At 60.1% G+C, this 16,122-nt stretch carries 17 protein-coding genes and 3 pseudogenes; 11 read left to right on the forward strand and 9 right to left on the reverse strand.

Translation table 11 applies throughout. The features are described from left to right. Together BN1115_RS22330 and BN1115_RS15000 are read right to left on the reverse strand one after the other, a co-directional pair. Window positions 1–142: pseudogene (locus tag BN1115_RS22330) on the reverse strand (IS110 family transposase); the annotation flags it as partial. Window positions 143–228: 86 nt separating this feature from the next. Beyond that, a pseudogene (locus BN1115_RS15000) lies at window positions 229–510 on the reverse strand (IS5/IS1182 family transposase); the annotation flags it as partial. Between the two features lie 88 nt (window positions 511–598). On the opposite strand from BN1115_RS15000, the pseudogene BN1115_RS15005 reads away from it, so the two are divergent. Next, window positions 599–1,567: pseudogene (locus BN1115_RS15005) on the forward strand (IS4-like element ISAeme15 family transposase); the annotation flags it as partial. Window positions 1,568–1,619: 52 nt separating this feature from the next. On the opposite strand, the gene pgi reads toward BN1115_RS15005, so the two are convergent. From pgi to coaBC, 5 genes are all read right to left on the reverse strand, one after another. After that, the gene (gene pgi / locus BN1115_RS15010) at window positions 1,620–3,269 is read right to left on the reverse strand and encodes a glucose-6-phosphate isomerase (RefSeq protein ID WP_042657785.1); all 1,650 of its coding nucleotides are present in this window, start codon (window positions 3,267–3,269) and stop codon (window positions 1,620–1,622) included. 347 nt (window positions 3,270–3,616) lie between these two features. Beyond that, window positions 3,617–4,453 carry a mechanosensitive ion channel domain-containing protein gene (locus BN1115_RS15015; protein WP_042061197.1) on the reverse strand — a complete coding sequence of 279 codons (837 nt, stop codon included), beginning with the start codon at window positions 4,451–4,453 and terminating at the stop codon, window positions 3,617–3,619. A 165-nt stretch (window positions 4,454–4,618) separates the two neighbouring features. Continuing rightward, window positions 4,619–5,215 carry a nucleoid occlusion factor SlmA gene (gene slmA, locus BN1115_RS15020; RefSeq protein ID WP_005339495.1) on the reverse strand — a complete coding sequence of 199 codons (597 nt, stop codon included), beginning with the start codon at window positions 5,213–5,215 and terminating at the stop codon, window positions 4,619–4,621. Between the two features lie 68 nt (window positions 5,216–5,283). After that, window positions 5,284–5,742 carry a dUTP diphosphatase gene (gene dut / locus BN1115_RS15025; protein WP_042657786.1) on the reverse strand — a complete coding sequence of 153 codons (459 nt, stop codon included), beginning with the start codon at window positions 5,740–5,742 and terminating at the stop codon, window positions 5,284–5,286. An 81-nt stretch (window positions 5,743–5,823) separates the two neighbouring features. Next, the gene (gene coaBC, locus BN1115_RS15030; protein WP_042657787.1) at window positions 5,824–7,026 is read right to left on the reverse strand and encodes a bifunctional phosphopantothenoylcysteine decarboxylase/phosphopantothenate--cysteine ligase CoaBC; all 1,203 of its coding nucleotides are present in this window, start codon (window positions 7,024–7,026) and stop codon (window positions 5,824–5,826) included. 147 nt (window positions 7,027–7,173) lie between these two features. On the opposite strand from coaBC, the gene radC reads away from it, so the two are divergent. From radC to BN1115_RS15055, 6 genes are all read left to right on the forward strand, one after another. After that, a complete protein-coding gene (gene radC / locus BN1115_RS15035; RefSeq protein WP_042657788.1) occupies window positions 7,174–7,848 on the forward strand; it encodes a RadC family protein in 675 nt (224 codons plus the stop codon). A 136-nt stretch (window positions 7,849–7,984) separates the two neighbouring features. After that, window positions 7,985–8,221 (forward strand): 50S ribosomal protein L28, encoded by a 237-nt coding sequence (rpmB, locus tag BN1115_RS21825; protein ID WP_005307492.1) that lies wholly within the window; start codon window positions 7,985–7,987, stop codon window positions 8,219–8,221. An 11-nt stretch (window positions 8,222–8,232) separates the two neighbouring features. Further along, entirely contained in the window at window positions 8,233–8,400 is a 168-nt protein-coding gene (rpmG, locus tag BN1115_RS15040) for a 50S ribosomal protein L33 (RefSeq protein ID WP_005307500.1), read from the forward strand. Window positions 8,401–8,493: 93 nt separating this feature from the next. Beyond that, window positions 8,494–8,949 carry a hypothetical protein gene (locus BN1115_RS15045; RefSeq protein WP_042657789.1) on the forward strand — a complete coding sequence of 152 codons (456 nt, stop codon included), beginning with the start codon at window positions 8,494–8,496 and terminating at the stop codon, window positions 8,947–8,949. Between the two features lie 24 nt (window positions 8,950–8,973). Further along, window positions 8,974–9,786 (forward strand): bifunctional DNA-formamidopyrimidine glycosylase/DNA-(apurinic or apyrimidinic site) lyase, encoded by an 813-nt coding sequence (mutM, locus tag BN1115_RS15050; protein WP_042657790.1) that lies wholly within the window; start codon window positions 8,974–8,976, stop codon window positions 9,784–9,786. 113 nt (window positions 9,787–9,899) lie between these two features. Further along, a complete protein-coding gene (locus BN1115_RS15055; protein ID WP_082034864.1) occupies window positions 9,900–10,835 on the forward strand; it encodes a VirK/YbjX family protein in 936 nt (311 codons plus the stop codon). A gap of 106 nt (window positions 10,836–10,941) precedes the next feature. Here the strand turns inward: BN1115_RS15055 and coaD are convergent, their stop codons facing one another. After that, window positions 10,942–11,424 (reverse strand): pantetheine-phosphate adenylyltransferase, encoded by a 483-nt coding sequence (gene coaD, locus BN1115_RS15060; protein WP_005356008.1) that lies wholly within the window; start codon window positions 11,422–11,424, stop codon window positions 10,942–10,944. Window positions 11,425–11,558: 134 nt separating this feature from the next. Between coaD and BN1115_RS15065 the strand changes: the two genes are divergently transcribed. Then, window positions 11,559–12,596: a glycosyltransferase family 9 protein gene (locus BN1115_RS15065; protein WP_042657792.1), complete on the forward strand. Its 1,038-nt coding sequence runs from the start codon at window positions 11,559–11,561 to the stop codon at window positions 12,594–12,596. A 51-nt stretch (window positions 12,597–12,647) separates the two neighbouring features. Here BN1115_RS15065 and BN1115_RS15070 read toward each other — a convergent pair whose 3' ends face one another. After that, window positions 12,648–13,424, reverse strand: coding sequence for a glycosyltransferase family 2 protein (locus BN1115_RS15070; RefSeq protein WP_005339515.1), 777 nt, complete (start codon window positions 13,422–13,424; stop codon window positions 12,648–12,650). A 175-nt stretch (window positions 13,425–13,599) separates the two neighbouring features. On the opposite strand from BN1115_RS15070, the gene BN1115_RS22335 reads away from it, so the two are divergent. From BN1115_RS22335 to waaA, 3 genes are read left to right on the forward strand one after another with little or no spacing between them, the layout of a single operon-like run. After that, the gene (locus BN1115_RS22335) at window positions 13,600–13,764 is read left to right on the forward strand and encodes a hypothetical protein (RefSeq protein WP_156135277.1); all 165 of its coding nucleotides are present in this window, start codon (window positions 13,600–13,602) and stop codon (window positions 13,762–13,764) included. A gap of 38 nt (window positions 13,765–13,802) precedes the next feature. Further along, complete coding sequence (gene waaF / locus BN1115_RS15075; RefSeq protein ID WP_042061184.1) at window positions 13,803–14,837, forward strand: lipopolysaccharide heptosyltransferase II; 1,035 nt, start codon at window positions 13,803–13,805, stop codon at window positions 14,835–14,837. Between the two features lies 1 nt (window position 14,838). Continuing rightward, window positions 14,839–16,104: a lipid IV(A) 3-deoxy-D-manno-octulosonic acid transferase gene (gene waaA, locus BN1115_RS15080; protein ID WP_042657793.1), complete on the forward strand. Its 1,266-nt coding sequence runs from the start codon at window positions 14,839–14,841 to the stop codon at window positions 16,102–16,104. The last annotated feature ends 18 nt before the right edge of the window (window positions 16,105–16,122 follow it).

Here is a 16,122-nt window from a genome sequence, read left to right on the forward strand (position 1 = left end):
GGCTAGGAGGAAGATTGGTAAAGAATGAGAGCATCTGATCCCGCTTCAACTGTCGCTTGAGGACCGTCTTGCCATGTTGATCAACGCCATGTAATTGGAAGAGATGTTTTGCCAGATCAATGCCGATAGTCGTAGCCTTCATGGTGGTCGCCTCTCTCATCAGTGGGAACTTACATTCGCCACTTTGGCACTCAGATGCCGTTTTGGGGAGGGGCGACCATCCCATTAGCTATAGTCCGGTGCGCACAACGGCACATTCATCAACTCGAACAGGGAGTCGAGTAGTCCCTGAGTGGCCCGCAGAGTGAGATTGAAAATCCCCTTGAGCATCAGGAAGGTACAGATGGTCTGGTCAGTGTAAAGCTGGCTGCGCCCCCGCCGCCCATGATGGTCGTGGTGAAACCAGTTGCTCATAGCCTCGGCATCAACCCAGAAGGTGAGTGAACCACGGTTAATCAATGATTTGTTGTATTGAGGCCAGTTGGTGATGGGGTGAAGCGACGTGCCCATGATGCAGACTTGAAGGGGATGGTGGTGATCAGATCACCAAGTCCTCAGTTAGTTCCATTCAAGCTGCATCGATTTGGGCAACAACGCCCCTGAAGACCAGTGGCACGGTTTACAGGTCTTTGCCATCGATGGGGCCCTGTTCCGAACCCAGGATATGCCTGAACTCAGAGCGCATTTCGGCTCGGGTAACACCTCAACCAACCGGCAGACACCCTACCCGATGCTGCGGTTGGTCACGCTGATGAATGTCCGCTCGCATGTCATTGCCAACGCGGCCATCAGCCCGTACCGCAAAGGGGAGATCCCCCTGGCCAGCGAGTTCATTAACTCATTGCCGGACAAGTCAGTGACCCTGCTGGATAAAGGCTTCTTCGGTGCCGACCTGTTGCTGCGAATTCAGGCCGAAGACAGCGACCGTCACTGGCTCATCCCTGAACGCAAGGGGCTGGTATATACGGAACTTGAGCGCTATGGCGACGGTGACCGTCTGTTGCAAATGACGGTCTCGCCTCAGGCTCGCAAGAAAAACCCCGAGTTACCGACGCACTGGCAAGTTCGCGCAGTGACCTATGAGGTGGCAGGCAAGGAGAAAACGGTCTTTACCTCCCTGCCCGTGGTGAGGTTCAGCGCAGCTCAGGTGGCGACCCTGTACCACGAGCGCTGGGAAATCGAGCTGGGATACCGGGATATCAAAAGCGCGATGCAGCACAACGCCATCACGCTGAGAAGCAAGAAAGTGGACTTGGTTTATCAGGATCTGTGGGGATTGCTGCTTGGATACAATCTGGTCAGGCGAGAGGCGAGCCAGGCCGCCGTAGCTCATCAGCGAGCGCCCAATGAGGTGAGCTTCAAGTTTGCCTGTCAGTTCATCGCGAACCAGATGGCAGTGATGGCGGGCGCGTTATCGCCAGCCCATACCCCACGGAGGTTGGCGGAGTTGCGGGGCTGCATAGGCGTCATGTTCATAGAAAAACGCCCCAGGCCATCGAGACCCAGGGCGGTGAAGATATCAAAGACCCGTTTTCCGGTAAATCGCAATGCGGCTCCGCTTAAGTGAACAGCATTGCGCTCGATGAGCGTGGCTTTTGCATTCAGAAAGGCCGGATAAATCAGGCTTTCCACGCTTTCCAGGTGTTGATCAGACCGTTGGTGGAGCAGTCGTGGCTGGTGACAGCCGCATCGGTATTGAGCTCCGGCAGGATTTTGTTGGCCAGCTGTTTGCCCAGCTCCACGCCCCACTGGTCGAAGCTGAAGATGTTCCAGATTGCGCCCTGTACGAAGATCTTGTGCTCGTACATGGCGATCAGGGCACCCAGGGTTTTCGGGGTCAGGCTCTTGAACAGGATGGAGTTGGTCGGGCGGTTGCCTTCGAACACCTTGAACGGTACCAGATCCTTGACCTGCTCCAGGGTTTTGCCAGCAGCCAGGAACTCGGCTTCGACCTGTTCCTTGCTCTTGCCGAAGGCCAGTGCCTCGGTCTGGGCGAAGAAGTTGGCCAGCAGTTTCGGGTGGTGGTCACCGATCGGGTTGTGGCTGATGGCCGGCGCCAGGAAGTCACAGGGGATCAGCTTGGTGCCTTGGTGGATCAGCTGGTAGAAGGCGTGCTGGCCGTTGGTGCCCGGCTCACCCCAGATGATGGGGCCAGTCTGGTAGTCAACCGGCTTGCCGTTGCGATCCACGTATTTGCCGTTGGATTCCATGTTGCCCTGCTGGAAGTAGGCAGGGAAGCGGTGCATGTACTGATCGTACGGCAGAATGGCTTCGGACTCGGCACCGTAGAAGTTGTTGTACCACAGGCCAATCAGCGCCAGCAGCACCGGCACGTTCTGCTCATAGGAGGCAGTGGCGAAGTGCATGTCCATCTCGAAGGCGCCTTGCAGCAGGGCTTCGAAGTTGTCGAAACCGACGGACAGGGCGATAGGCATGCCGATGGCAGACCAGGAGGAGTAGCGGCCGCCAACCCAGTCCCAGAACTCGAACATGTTGTTGGTGTCGATACCGAACTCGGCCACGGCCTTGCCGTTGGTAGAGAGCGCGGCGAAGTGCTTGGCAACGTGGGCCTTGTCACCGGCGATGTTGATGAACCAGTCGCGGGCGGTCAGGGCGTTGGTCATGGTCTCCTGAGTGGTGAAGGTCTTGGAGGCCACCAGGAACAGGGTGGTTTCCGGATCGATCTTCTTCAGGGTCTCGGCGATGTGGGTGCCATCGACGTTGGAGACGAAGTGCATCTGCAGGTGGTTTTTGTAGGGACGCAGTGCCTCGGTGATCATCACCGGGCCGAGATCAGAGCCACCGATACCGATGTTGACCACGTGCTGGATCGCCTTGCCGGTGTAGCCTTTCCACTCGCCGGAGATGATCTTCTCGCAGAAGCCTTTCATCTTGGCCAGTACGGCGTTCACTTCCGGCATCACATCCTTGCCGTCGCATTCGATGGGGCGGTCGGAGCGGTTGCGCAGGGCCACGTGCAGTACCGAGCGGCCTTCGGTCATGTTGATCTTGTCGCCATTGAACATGGCATCGATCGCGCTGCGAAGATCGGTCTCTTTGGCCAGATCAACCAGCAACTTGAGGGTTTCTTCGGTGATCAGGTTCTTTGAGTAATCAACCAGGATGTCGCCGCCGAAGGTGAGGGAAAACTTGTCAAAGCGCTTCGGGTCCTGCGCGAACAGATCCTTGAGTCGGGTCTCTTTGTTTGCTGCAAAGTGGGCTTCCAGTGCCTGCCAGGCCTGGGTTTGGGTTGGATTGATATTTTTCATAGGATTCCTGAAATGCCAAGTTGTGTTTGAACCTTGCAGGCAAGGTCCCGCCAAACCTTATTATCCGAGCATTATAGCGAGCCGATCGGGCGGCCCGTGTAACAGATTTTTACCGATTGTCTTTTACCGCAATGGGTCACTGTCGGGAGCATACAACCAGAACATTGGGATTATGTGTCACGAAAGCAAGGCGGATCTTGCGCTTGCTCATGATTGGGGCCACCCCGATGGCCTGAAATTGTTTTCATCCGGTTGGCGTGGTTATGCATCGAAACGGCCATGGGCTGGGGCCAGAAACGACAATGCCAGCCCGAGGGCTGGCATTGTGGGTTGTTGCAGAACCGCGATCACGCCTGCGGTTTTTGCATGTGCATCACCATCTGCGGGAAGGGGATCTCGACGCCTTCGGCATCAAAGGTCAGTTTTACCTTCTCGTGGAAGTCGAACCAGACACCCCAGTAATCGGCGGTTTTCACCCAGGGGCGCACCACGATATTGACCGAGGAGTCTGCCAGCGCGGCGACGGCGATGGTGGCTGCCGGATCTTTGAGGATGCGCGGTTCTTCATTCACCAGACGCTCGAGGATCTGCTTGGCCTTGCGCAGGTCAGAGCCGTAGCCGATGCCGAAGGTCATGTCGACGCGACGGGTATCCATGCGCGAGTAGTTGACGATGGTGCCGTTGAGAATGGCGGAGTTTGGCACTACCACCATCTTGTTGTCACCGGAGGTGAGGGTGGTGGTAAAGAGCTGAACGGACTGTACTACACCGTTGGTGCCCGCTACTTCGATAAACTCGCCTGCCTTGATGGGGCGGAAGATGATCAGCAGGAAACCGGCTGCGAAGTTGGAGAGCGAGCCCTGCAGCGCCAGACCGATGGCCAGACCGGCGGCACCGATAATGGCGACGAAGGAGGCGGTCTGCACGCCAACACGGCCCAGCGCGGCGATCACCACGAATACCAGGATGGCGTACTTGAGGATGCTGCCGACGAAGTGAGTGACGGTGGTGTCCAGCTTGCGGGCCTGCATCACCTTGACCACGCCACCGCTGAGGAGGTTGGCGGCGATATAACCGACCAGCAGGGTCAGCAGGGCGGCGGCGATATTGACGCCGTATTCGATCAGCAGTCCCTGATTATTGACCAGCCAGGTCTGCGCTTCGGTAATGATTTCGGGTTCCATAGGATGTCCTGTCAGGTTCTAAAAGGTTTATGGTGGATGAATCTAACACCGCAGCGCGACAGTCCGGGTCGCATATGGTACTTCTTTTCTGCCATAAAAAACTGACACAAAAAAGAAGGGAGGCCAAGGCCTCCCTTCTTTTTGCTGAATGACGCGAAAAAAACATCAGCTCTGCAGCAGCTGGCTGCGGATAAATTGCCACTGATCTTCAAAACCGGCGGTCGGCTTGAGCTTGAACTCGGAGCGCACAAACTGACTGATGCGACCTTCGGTGTAGGCCAGCAGCAGATTGGCCAGCATGGTCTCGTCGAGCTGGAAGCCCTGACCCTCGCGCAGCCGCTTCTCGCGCAGCACCTGCTTGATCTGGGTCTCCAGCTTGTCGAACAGGATGCTGATGCGATCCCGCAGCCGATCGTGTTCACCCAGCAGGGCGTCGCCGTTGAGGATGCGGGTGATGCCGGGATTGCGCTCGGCAAACACCAGCAGCAGCTGAAGGATGTGGTGGCAGCGCGCCATGGTGTCCTTCTCTTCCGCCATGATCAGATTGACCCGTGACAGCAGGGAATCCTCGATAAAGTCGATCAGCCCCTCGAACATCCGCGCCTTGCTGGGAAAATGTCGATAGAGGGCTGCTTCAGAGACGCCGACCTCGGCCGCCAGACGGGCCGTGGTGATGCGCTGACCCGGACTGGTTTCCAGCATATGGGCGAGCGCTTGCAGGATCTGATCGCGCCGACTCTGTTTCTGATTACTGCTTGCCATGGATTCCCCTAAAAAAACAATGGCTTGATTCTATTATTAAGCACCGCCCATCGGGCTGGTGTGGCCTGTTATTGGCGACCAGAAGAACCAAAACCGCCTTCACCCCGTTCGCTCTGATTGAACTCATCGACCAGTTGGAAGCTGGCCTGAACCACCGGCATGATCACCAGCTGGGCGATACGCTCGCCGGGTTGCATGGTGAACTCATCTTTGCCGCGGTTCCAGACCGAGACCATCAGCTGACCCTGGTAATCGGAATCGATCAGACCGACCAGGTTGCCCAGCACGATGCCGTGCTTATGGCCGAGGCCGGAGCGGGGCAGGATGGTGGCACACAGAGCCGGATCCTGGATGTGAATGGCCAGACCGGTCGGCACCAGGGTGGTATCACCCGGGGCTAGGGTGATTGGCGCATCCAGCAGTGCGCGCAGATCCATACCGGCAGAGCCCGGTGTGGCGTAGGCGGGCAGCGGGTACTCGGTACCGATACGGGCATCCAGAATCTTCAGTTCAATTTGTGTTGTCATGAATCGCTTGTTCAGTTGGATCTTGTGTTGGCACCCCTCTTGGCAAGGCGGGGCGCCGTGAGTCTTGCGCTATCGGGACGCTCAGCGCCGGTAGTGGCGCGCAATCAGGGCGATCAGGTGACGGGCCAGCGTCAGCTTGTCGGCCAGCGGCAGCGGGGCCTGACCCCCTTGCCAGAACACGGTCAGGGCGTTGTCATCGGCGTTGAAGCCCTGCCCCTCGCGGGACACATCGTTGGCGGCGATCATGTCCAGCCGCTTACGCTGCAACTTGTCGAGGGCGTATTGTTCCACATCCACGGTTTCGGCGGCAAATCCGACGGTGAAGGGTTTGTCTGAAAGGGCGCCGACGGCCGCGATGATGTCGGGATTTTTCACCAGCTTCACCACCATCTGGTCGTTATCGCCGGTCTTCTTGATCTTCTGGCTGGCCACCTGCTCGGGGCGATAGTCGGCCACCGCCGCACAGCCGATGAAGAGGTCGCACTCGCCGACCCAGCTCATCACCGCCTGATGCATCTGCTCGGCGCTCTCCACATCGACACGGGTCACGCCAGTAGGTGTAGCCAGCGTCACCGGCCCGCTCACCAGCGTCACCTCTGCGCCTGCTTCACGGGCAGCACGAGCGATGGCGTAGCCCATCTTGCCGGAGCTGTGATTGCTGATGTAGCGCACCGGATCCAGCGCCTCGCGGGTTGGCCCTGCGGTCAGCAGCAGCTTGACGCCTGCCAGCAAGGGCTCGGCGGCCAGTTGCTGACAGCAGCGATCCACCAGTTCGAGGGGATCCAGCATCCGGCCCGGGCCCACATCGCCACAGGCCTGGCTGCCGGCATCCGGCCCCCACAGCAGAATGCCGCGGCTGGCCAGGGTCTTGAGGTTGGCCTGGGTCGCAGCGTTGAGATACATCTGCTGATTCATGGCAGGTGCCAGCGCGATGGGCGCCGGAGTTGCCAGACAGAGGGTGGTCAGCAGCTCGTCGGCCATGCCGGCGGCCATCCGTGCCATCAGGTTGGCGCTGGCAGGGGCGATCAGTACCAGATCGGCCCACTTGGCCAGCTCGATATGGCCCATACCCGCTTCGGCAGAGGGATCCAGCAGGCTGTAGGCCACCGGATGACCGGAGACCGCCTGCAGGGTCAGCGGGGTGATGAACTCCTTGGCGGAGCGGGTCATCACCACCCGCACTTCGGCGCCCTGATCTTTCAGGCGGCGTACCAGCTCGGCACTCTTGTAGGCGGCGATTCCGCCACTGACACCCAACAGGATGCGTTTATCGGCCAATCTCATCTGCTGTTTCTCTATCCGGCTCATTCTGACTGGTCGGCTAAGATACCACAGGCAATGGATGACGACAGGGGTTGGCATCAAGGGGTGTGGTCGGGTGCGCGCAATTTTTTGCTATGTTTTTTCTCAACAGGGATGAGGGAGAGACAAATGAGCATCAAAGAGTGGCCGGAAGATGAACGACCCAGAGAGAAGTTGTTGCGTCAGGGCCCAACTGCGCTCTCCGATGCCGAGCTGCTCGCCATTTTTTTGCGCACCGGCGTCAATGGTTTAAGTGCTGTCGACCTATCACGCAAGCTGTTGAATCAATTCGGCTCTTTACGCAGCTTGCTGGGGGCGGATCAGCAGGCATTTTGCGAGGCGCACGGCCTTGGTCCGGCCAAATATGCCCAGTTGCAAGCGGTGCTGGAGATGGCCAGACGCCATCTGGCCGAGCAGCTGCAACGGGGTGATGCGCTCACCTCACCCCAGCTGACCCGGGACTATCTGCAGGCTCAGCTGCGGGATCGGCCGAGGGAGGTGTTTGCCCTGCTGTTGCTCGATAATCAGCACAGAGTCATTCAATTTGTTGAGCTTTTTTTCGGCACCATCGATTCGGCGAGCGTCTGGCCAAGAGAAATCGTGCAGATCGCGCTCAAACATAATGCAGCCGCTGTGATTCTGGCGCATAATCACCCGTCCGGCGTCGCCGAGCCCAGTAGGGCCGACCGCCAGATCACGGATCGGATCACGGCCGCCTTGGCCCTGATCGATATCAGAGTGCTGGATCACTTGGTGATCGGTGACGGCATCACGGTTTCTTTTGCCGAGCGCGGTTGGTTATGACTGTGCTCTGGCACCGTATTAGTTGATCTTTGATCACGGATGCTGTATAAAATGCCGCCTTCTGTTTGCCCCGCAATCGAAGGCCAGCGGGGCAGATATTTGCTCGAGCAATGAAGTAAGATTTGGAGAGACTGACATGTCTAGAGTATGCCAAGTAACCGGCAAGCGCCCGGCAGTTGGTAACAACCGTTCGCACGCTAACAACGCCACCAAGCGTCGTTTCCTGCCGAACCTGCACACTCACCGTTTCTGGGTTGAGAGTGAAAAACGCTTCGTAAGCCTGCGCGTATCCGCAAAAGGCATGCGTATCATCGACAAGCGTGGCGTTGAAGTGGTTCTGGCTGAACTGCGCGCCAGCGGTGTTAAGGTATAAGGAATTAGATCATGGCTAAAGGTATTCGCGAGAAAATTCGCCTGAACTCCAGCGCCGGTACTGGTCACTTCTATACCACTACCAAAAACAAGCGCACCATGCCCGAAAAAATGGAGATCAAAAAGTTTGATCCCGTTGTTCGTCAGCATGTGATCTACAAGGAAGGCAAAATCAAGTAATTACTTGATGCTGCATTCCCAAAAACCCGGCTTCGTGCCGGGTTTTTTTATGCGCCGAATTCAGTACACTGCCGGTTCAAAGGGAGGCTTGCCATGTTCAAATTGAGCCGCAAAGGCTGGAATAACGTGATCATCGTAGCGGTGCTGATCGTGATCACCCTGTTGCATCGTATGGAGACTGCCCAGCAGGAGAACAGCGCCAAGCGGGCTCGCCCCTTGCTGCCGGATGCGGCTGTGGTACTCACCTGGCAGGCGCCGAGCTGGCAGATTGAGCGGATCGGTCAGGGCTGGCGCAGCGTGCCGGATCTGGGGCTCGACACGGCGCAGCTGGATGCCCGTCTGGCGCGCTGGCAGGGCTGGTTGCTGCCCCCCGGCGAGGCGGTGCGTGGCACCCCGGTGGCCATCAAGGTGTGGATTGCCGGCCAGAGCGATCCGGTCGAGATCGGCCTCTATCAGAACAGCGGCCAATATGGTGCCCAGCTGCCGTCCGGTCTCTGGCTCGCCCTCACTGCCGAGCAGTATCGCGATCTGCTGCGACCAGCCCCCTGAGTTCCTTTTCCTTGCGAGGTGCCCATGCCTGAATTGCCAGAAGTTGAAGTCAGCCGTCAGGGGATCTCCCCCTGGCTCACCGGTATCAAGGTGACGCGCGTGGTGGTGCGGGATGGCCGCCTGCGCTGGCCGATCCCCGGTGAAATTCAGGAGTTGGTGGACCTCACCATCCATCGGGTGCGTCGCCGTGCCAAATACCTGTTGCTGGAGACCGATTTCGGCACCGCCATCCTCCATCTGGGGATGTCCGGCAGCCTGCGGGTGCTGGATATCGGCACGCCGGCCGAGAAGCACGACCACGTTGATATCGAGCTGGAGAATGGCAAGTTGCTGCGGCTCAACGATCCGCGCCGCTTCGGCGCCCTGCTGTGGACCCGTGAACCGGCCGAAGCCCATGCGCTGCTCGCCAAGCTGGGGCCAGAGCCGCTCACCGATGCCTTCAATGCCGATTACCTGCAGGGGCGTGCCAAGGGGCGCAGCACCGCCATCAAGCAGTTCCTGATGGACAATCAGGTGGTGGTCGGGGTGGGCAACATCTACGCCAACGAGGCGCTCTATGCCGCCGGCATTCACCCCAAACGGGCGGCGGGCAATATCAGCGGCGAGCGGCTGGGTACTCTGGTGGCCGAGATCAAGCGGGTACTGGCAGAGGCTATTCGCCAGGGCGGCACCACCCTCAAGGATTTCACCAGTGCCGATGGCAAGCCGGGCTATTTTGTGCAGCAGTTGCAGGTCTACGGCCGGGGCGGCCAGCCCTGTTTCCACTGTCACACCCTGCTGAGCGAGATCAGAATTGGGCAGCGAACCACGGTTTTTTGCAGCCATTGCCAGCGCTGAGCGCACTTTTTGCCCCGATCCGGGGGAAGTTGTAACAGCGTATTTCCACGCTGTTGAAGATTTGCGCAGCGGTCACTAGTATCTCGTCCGTTCAGGCGGTTTGAGAACTAAAAATGACTGTTAAATCAATAAGCTGGGAGTATTTGTCCCGGCAGGAGCGCTATTGCGCCAAAAAAATGGCCCGCTTCCTCTATCCGGAGGGGTGTGAGCGCAAGACCTTCAACCGTGGCAAGTTCGTGTTGCGCAGCCTGCTCTACCGCAAGCAGCTGACGCGGGTCTTCGCGCTGTTCCAGACCGGACCGCTCAAGGCACTGCCAGTGGTCTATCCCGAGCTGCTCGACAAGCCGATGCGCCCCTATCGCTTTGCTAAATCAAATGCTACTCAACGTGTAGACATGTTAGTCCGACATTATCAATTGTTGCAGGCCTGCTACCTTGACTTGGTAACTCCTCTTTATTTAGAGGAAGGTGTCGAGCTGGGGCGATATCCTCAGAGTAATTGCCGGATCCAGTTGCGCTACGATAGTACCTTCCGCCGCGAGGCCGAGCTGGCGCTCTCCATCGTCAACCCCGAAGGGCAGCGCCTCTACAGTTGTGCCTTCTCGCTGGCGGGTAGTGAGGAGCGCTTGATGCTGATGATCGGCTCCATGCAGGGGCCGGAGCCAGCGGTCGACAATGCCCAGGCGCGGGTGCGTGATCTGACCAAAGAGGGGCACGGCCTGCGGCCCAAATCCCTGCTGGTACAACTGGTGCTGCAACTGGCTCAGACCATGGGCGCGACAGAGGTGCTGGCGGTGCGCAAGCGGGCCCACGTGTTTCAGGCCAAGCGCTACAGCAGCAAGCAGAAAGCCAATTTGCAGGCCGATTATGACGAGCTGTGGCAGGAGTTCGACGCCCGGGATGTGGACGCCAACTTCGTCGCCCTGCAAGCCCAGCCGCGCAAGCCGCTGGAGGAGATCGCCTCCAAGAAGCGGGCCATGTACCGGCGCCGCTACGAGTGGCTCGATCTGCTGGTGCAGGGGATGAGCGAGCAGTTTGCCCGTCAGTAACCGGCAAGCAGGCTGACGTCGCCATAATGCGATAGAGACAACAAGGGCTACCCGCGGGTAGCCCTTGTTCGTTGTTGCCGTCGGGAATGGCGAGTGTAGAAGGGGATCACCCTTTCTGTTTGGCGGCGATGGCTTGGGCCACCACGGGGTCGACAAACTGGCGGATGTCGCCACCGTGCAGCGCCACCTCTTTCACCAGAGTGGAGGAGATAAAGGAGTTCTCCTCCGCCGGGGTGAGGAAGACACTCTCCAGCTCCGGCATCAGGCGGCGGTTCATGTTGGCCAGCTGAAACTCGTACTCGAAGTCGGAGACGGCGCGCAGGCCGCGGATCAGCACGTTGGCCTGATGCTCTTTGGCGAAATCGACCAGCAGGCCGGAGAAGCCCACCACCTTGACGTTGGGAAGCTGGCTGGTCACTTGCTGGACAAGCTGGACACGTTCTGCCAGATCGAACAGCGGGCGCTTGCTCGGGCTGTTGGCGACCCCGACCACCACCTCGTCAAACAGCTTGGCGGCCCGGCCGATCAGATCGGCGTGGCCATTGGTAACGGGATCAAAAGTCCCGGGATAAATTACCCTGGTAGTCATCTTTGCGGTCCTGCAACCTGGAAATTTGGTCGCATTATAAGGTCGTCGCTTGAGAATAGCAGTGCATCAGGCAAGAATACGCCATCGCGCATCAAGCCTCCTTGCATTGGTGACAGGGAGCAAAGGGATTTTTTATGAAACGTATTCTGGTCGTTCGCAATGACAAGATTGGTGACTTCATGCTGGCGTGGCCGAGTTTCGCCATGCTCAAAGGCTCCATGGAGTGTCATGTGACTGCCCTGGTTCCGGCCTACACGGCGCCGCTGGCCCGGCTCTGCCCCTGGATTGACGAGGTGATCATCGATCCGGGCGTGCGGGCCGACAAGGAGCAACAGCGAGCGCTGCTGGCGCGGATCAAGGCGGCGGCGTTCGACGCGTCCATCTGCCTCTTCTCCAACTCCCGCAACGCCATGCTGGTGTGGAAGGCACACATCCCTTACCGGCTGGCCCCGGCGACCAAGCTGGCGCAGGTGCTCTACAACCAGCGACTGGTGCAGCGCCGCTCCCGCTCCCAGAAGCCGGAGTCCGAGTACAACCTGGAGCTGATCCGCCGCTTCCTGGCCGATCAGCAGGTCGCCGTGGTGGAGCCCAAGACCCCCTTCCTGCGGTTCGATGAGGAGACCCTGCGGCAGGTGCGCGAGCAGCTGGCGCTCAAGCTCAAGCTCGATGCCAGTCGCCCCTGGCTGATGGTGCATGCCGGTAGCGGTGGTTCGGCCAACAACCTCTCCATCGAGCAGTATGCCCGCATCATCATCAAGCTCAATCAGGCCTGCCCCGAGCTGCAGTGCGTGCTGACCGCAGGCCCGGGTGAGGAGAAGATGGCCGAACAGCTGGCGGCCGAGCTGCTGGCCCACGGCGGTAACGGCTGGATCTACCGCTCCAGCGATGGCCTGCCGATGTTCTGTCAGGTGCTGGCCAACGCCGCCCTGTTCGTGGCGGGCAGTACCGGGCCGCTCCATATCGCCGGTGCGCTCGATGTGCCGACCATCGGCTTCTTCCCGATGCGCCGCTCCGCTACCCCGCTGCGCTGGAAGCCCCTCAACAGCGAAGGGCGTCACCTCGCCTTCAGCCCGCCGGAGGATAGCGACCATCCTGAGGATATGAGCCAGCTCGATCCCAAGACCATGGTGCCGGTGATGGCCCGCTGGGCGGCGCCGTTCTGGCGCAAGTAAGGTATGCAGCAATGCAAACAGGGCCCCGCGGGGCCCTGTTTCGTATGACGGTTATTCCGGCTGCTGCGGTTGCTGGCGCACCCAGAGGTCGGCGTATTTGACGAAGGTGGAGTGGGCGGAGAGGATCGCCAGCAGCAGCCCCTGCTTGCCATCGAGGAAGCCCGCTTTGAGCAGGTACATCTTGAGGAAGCAGCCGACAGCGTGGATCAGCCCCTGACTGAGGGAGCCCTTCTTGCCGCGAGCGGTGCGTTGATCGGCCCAGGCGCGGGCATAACCGGCGGATTTCACCAGATAGTGCTCCAGATCCCGATAGGTGAAGTGGAGCAGGTCGCCATGAATATTGACGATCTTCATGTTGGCGCGCACTTCCACCTTCTCGTGCACCAGCGCCTCGTTGTAGCTGGTGAGCGCCTTGGGATAGAGGCGCAGCACCCGATCCGGATACCAGCCGCTGTGGCGGATAAAGCGGCCAAACACCCAGGAGAGGCGCGGGATCGAGTAGATGGTATCGCTGGCCGGATTGGCCATCACGTTGGCGATGGCGGTTTTCAGCTCAGGGGTGAGCCGCTCGTCGGCATCCAGCCACAGCACCCAGTCGGATTGCACATGGGACTGGGCCAGTCGGCGCTGTTTGCCAAAGCCCGGCCACTTGGCGTTGACGAAGAAGCGGGCGCCAAATTCGGCGGCAATGGCCGGGGTCTCGTCCTGACTGCCGGAGTCCAGAATGACGATCTCGTCCACCAGCCCGTCGAGGGAGGCGAGGCACTTGCGCAGGTTGTCGGCTTCATTCTTGACGATCAGAACGGCAGCCAGAGTCGGTTTTTTCACGAATGTGGGCTCACGGTTATTGCCCGGCTGGCGGGTCGAATGCGTATTGATGGGCCATTCTAACGGAAAAACGGTTCAAAGAGAGAGCCGCCATTGCCCGTTTCTGCCAGCTGTTTAACTGCCCGGCTGGCGTTGCGTCTCTTCAGAAGACCTGTGGAAAAATGAGACGGCAGAGGTGCCTGGCAAGGATCTGCTGTTATTTATTCGACCATTGCATGTGGCGCGTAATCTCGCCCAGTTGGAAGAAGAGCGTCACTGGGAAAATGAGACGGCAGAGGCGATTGCCAAGGATCTTCTGTTATTTATCCAGTCATTCTTGGGGCATAATCTCGCCCAGTGATGATTAACAGCCGGGCCAGTCCCGAGAGAAGACGCGTGATGAAAATATTGGTGATCGGCCCCTCCTGGGTCGGCGATATGGTGATGTCCCAGAGCCTCTACAAGGCGATCAAGGCCAACCATCCGGAGTGCGAACTGCACGTGATGGCCCCCGCCTGGTGCTGCGCCCTGCTGGAGCGGATGCCGGAGGTGGACAAGGCGATCACCATGCCCCTTGGCCACGGTGACTTCAAGCTGGTGGCTCGCCGCCGCCTCGGCAAGCAGCTGGCGGCTGAGCAGTACGATCAGGCCATCGTCCAGCCCAACTCCATGAAGTCGGCGCTGATCCCCTGGTTTGCCCGCATTCCGGTGCGTACTGGCTGGAAGGGCGAGAGCCGCTACGGCCTGCTCAACGACCTGCGCAGCAACAAGTCCGCCTTCCCGCTGATGGTGGAGGGCTATCTGGCGCTCGCCTATCCCAAGGAGCAGATGAAGAGCCGGGCCGATATCCCGACCATTCCACATCCGGCGCTCCACGTCGATCTGATCAACCAGAGCAAGGCGCTGGAGCGGCTGGGTCTGGATCGCGCCCGTCCGGTGCTGGTGCTTTGCCCCGGTGCCGAGTTCGGCCCGGCCAAGCGCTGGCCTGAAGGGCACTACGCCGTGGTGGCCCAACAGCATCTGGACGAGGGGTGGCAGGTGTGGATCTTCGGCTCCAACAAGGATGTGCCGGTCGGCAACACCATCCGGGATCGGGTCAATCTGCTGACACGCCCCAACTGCCACGTGCTGGCGGGCAAGACCAGCCTGCACGAGGCGATCGATCTGATGGCGCTGGCCAGCCGGGTCATCTCCAACGACTCCGGCCTGATGCACATCGCCGCCGCCCTCAACCGGCCGCTGGTCGGTGTCTATGGCTCCACCTCGCCGCTCTACACTCCGCCGCTGGCGGATCGGGTCGAGATTGTCCACACCGACATCGAGTGTCGCCCCTGCTTCAAGCGCACCTGCAAGTTCGGCCATCTCAAGTGCCTGATCGACTTGCCGCCGGAGCAGGTGGTCGATGCCTGCAAGAAGCTGGAGCAGAGCCAGTAAGATGCCCTACCGTCTGCTCTACAACCTGCTGATCCATCTGGGATTGCCGCTGGTACTGCTGGCCCTCTACAAGCCGAAGAAGGGCAAGCCCGGCTTTGGCGAGCGCTGGGCCGAGCATCTCGGGCGACTGCCTGCCACTGGCCAGGATGCACCGCTCTGGATCCATGCGGTGAGCGTGGGGGAGACGCTGGCCATAACGCCGCTCATTCGCGCCCTCAAGGCGGAGCGGCCCGATCTGCCGATCCTGCTCACCACTACCACCCGTACCGGCGCCGAGCAGGCCGCCAAGCTGGGTGATCTGGTGGTGCATCGCTACGCGCCGCTCGACTATCCCTGGGCTGTCGCGGCCTTTCTCGACACCTTCAAGCCGCGCGCGCTCTGGGTGATGGAGACCGAGCTGTGGCCGAACTGGCTGGCTGCCTGCGAGGCACGCCACCTGCCGGTGACCATCATCAACGCCCGCCTCTCCGAGCGATCCTGCCAGCGTTATGCCCGCTTCCACGGCGCCTTTGACGCGCTGAGCCGGCCGCTGACCCATCTGCTTTGCCAGCATCAGGATGATGCCGACCGTTTCGCCCGTCTCGGCATCGGCCGCGAGCGGCTGGCGGTGACCGGCTCCATCAAGTTCGATATCCAGTTTGGTGATGAGGCGCAGGCCAAGGGGCGTGCCCTGCGCCAGCAGCTGGGCGCAGATCGGCCGGTCTGGATCGCCGCCAGTACCCATCAGGGTGAGGATGAGCAGGTGCTGGCCGCCTTCGATCTGCTGCTCAAACGTCATCCCGCTGCGCTACTCATTCTGGTACCGCGCCACCCCGAGCGGTTCGATCGGGTGGCCGAGCTGTGTGCCCCTTACGGCTGTGTGCGGCGCACCAGCCATGCTGCGGTTGGAGCGCAGGAGAAGGTCTATCTCGGCGATACCATGGGCGAGCTGCCACTGATGCTGGCGGCGGCCGATGTGGCCTTCGTCGGTGGCAGTCTGGTCAAGGTGGGCGGCCACAACCTGCTGGAGCCAGCGGCGCTCGGCAAGCCCTGCCTGACCGGTTCCGCCTACTTCAACTTCAGCGACATTACCCGCCAGCTGGTGGCTCAGGGGGGCGCTGCCATCGTGGCCGATGCCGCCGAGCTGGGCGAGCGGGTGAGCCAGCTGTTTGCTGACGGGAGCGCCCGCCGCGAGATGGGCGAGCAGGCCCGCGCCGTGGTGCTGCGCAATCAGGGGGCGTTGGCCCGCACTCTATCTCATTGCCTCACCGCGCTGGAGAACGACTGACTCCTGCCCATTAGACAA

The organism is Aeromonas allosaccharophila (genome assembly GCF_000819685.1).
GTDB lineage: Bacteria > Pseudomonadota > Gammaproteobacteria > Enterobacterales > Aeromonadaceae > Aeromonas > Aeromonas allosaccharophila.

Excerpts from the sequence above, each read along its gene's own strand:
- coaBC (WP_042657787.1), bottom strand. The coding sequence starts at position 7,026 with ATGAGATTGGCCGATAAACGCATCCTGTTGGGTGTCAGTGGCGGAATC.
- rpmB (WP_005307492.1), top strand. The coding sequence starts at position 7,985 with ATGTCTAGAGTATGCCAAGTAACCGGCAAGCGCCCGGCAGTTGGTAAC.
- waaF (WP_042061184.1), top strand. The coding sequence starts at position 13,803 with ATGAAAATATTGGTGATCGGCCCCTCCTGGGTCGGCGATATGGTGATG.
- radC (WP_042657788.1), top strand. The coding sequence starts at position 7,174 with ATGAGCATCAAAGAGTGGCCGGAAGATGAACGACCCAGAGAGAAGTTG.
- pgi (WP_042657785.1), bottom strand. The coding sequence starts at position 3,269 with ATGAAAAATATCAATCCAACCCAAACCCAGGCCTGGCAGGCACTGGAA.
- waaA (WP_042657793.1), top strand. The coding sequence starts at position 14,839 with ATGCCCTACCGTCTGCTCTACAACCTGCTGATCCATCTGGGATTGCCG.
- BN1115_RS15065 (WP_042657792.1), top strand. The coding sequence starts at position 11,559 with ATGAAACGTATTCTGGTCGTTCGCAATGACAAGATTGGTGACTTCATG.
- dut (WP_042657786.1), bottom strand. The coding sequence starts at position 5,742 with ATGACAACACAAATTGAACTGAAGATTCTGGATGCCCGTATCGGTACC.
- rpmG (WP_005307500.1), top strand. The coding sequence starts at position 8,233 with ATGGCTAAAGGTATTCGCGAGAAAATTCGCCTGAACTCCAGCGCCGGT.
- coaD (WP_005356008.1), bottom strand. The coding sequence starts at position 11,424 with ATGACTACCAGGGTAATTTATCCCGGGACTTTTGATCCCGTTACCAAT.
- slmA (WP_005339495.1), bottom strand. The coding sequence starts at position 5,215 with ATGGCAAGCAGTAATCAGAAACAGAGTCGGCGCGATCAGATCCTGCAA.
- BN1115_RS15015 (WP_042061197.1), bottom strand. The coding sequence starts at position 4,453 with ATGGAACCCGAAATCATTACCGAAGCGCAGACCTGGCTGGTCAATAAT.
- BN1115_RS15055 (WP_082034864.1), top strand. The coding sequence starts at position 9,900 with ATGACTGTTAAATCAATAAGCTGGGAGTATTTGTCCCGGCAGGAGCGC.
- BN1115_RS15045 (WP_042657789.1), top strand. The coding sequence starts at position 8,494 with ATGTTCAAATTGAGCCGCAAAGGCTGGAATAACGTGATCATCGTAGCG.
- mutM (WP_042657790.1), top strand. The coding sequence starts at position 8,974 with ATGCCTGAATTGCCAGAAGTTGAAGTCAGCCGTCAGGGGATCTCCCCC.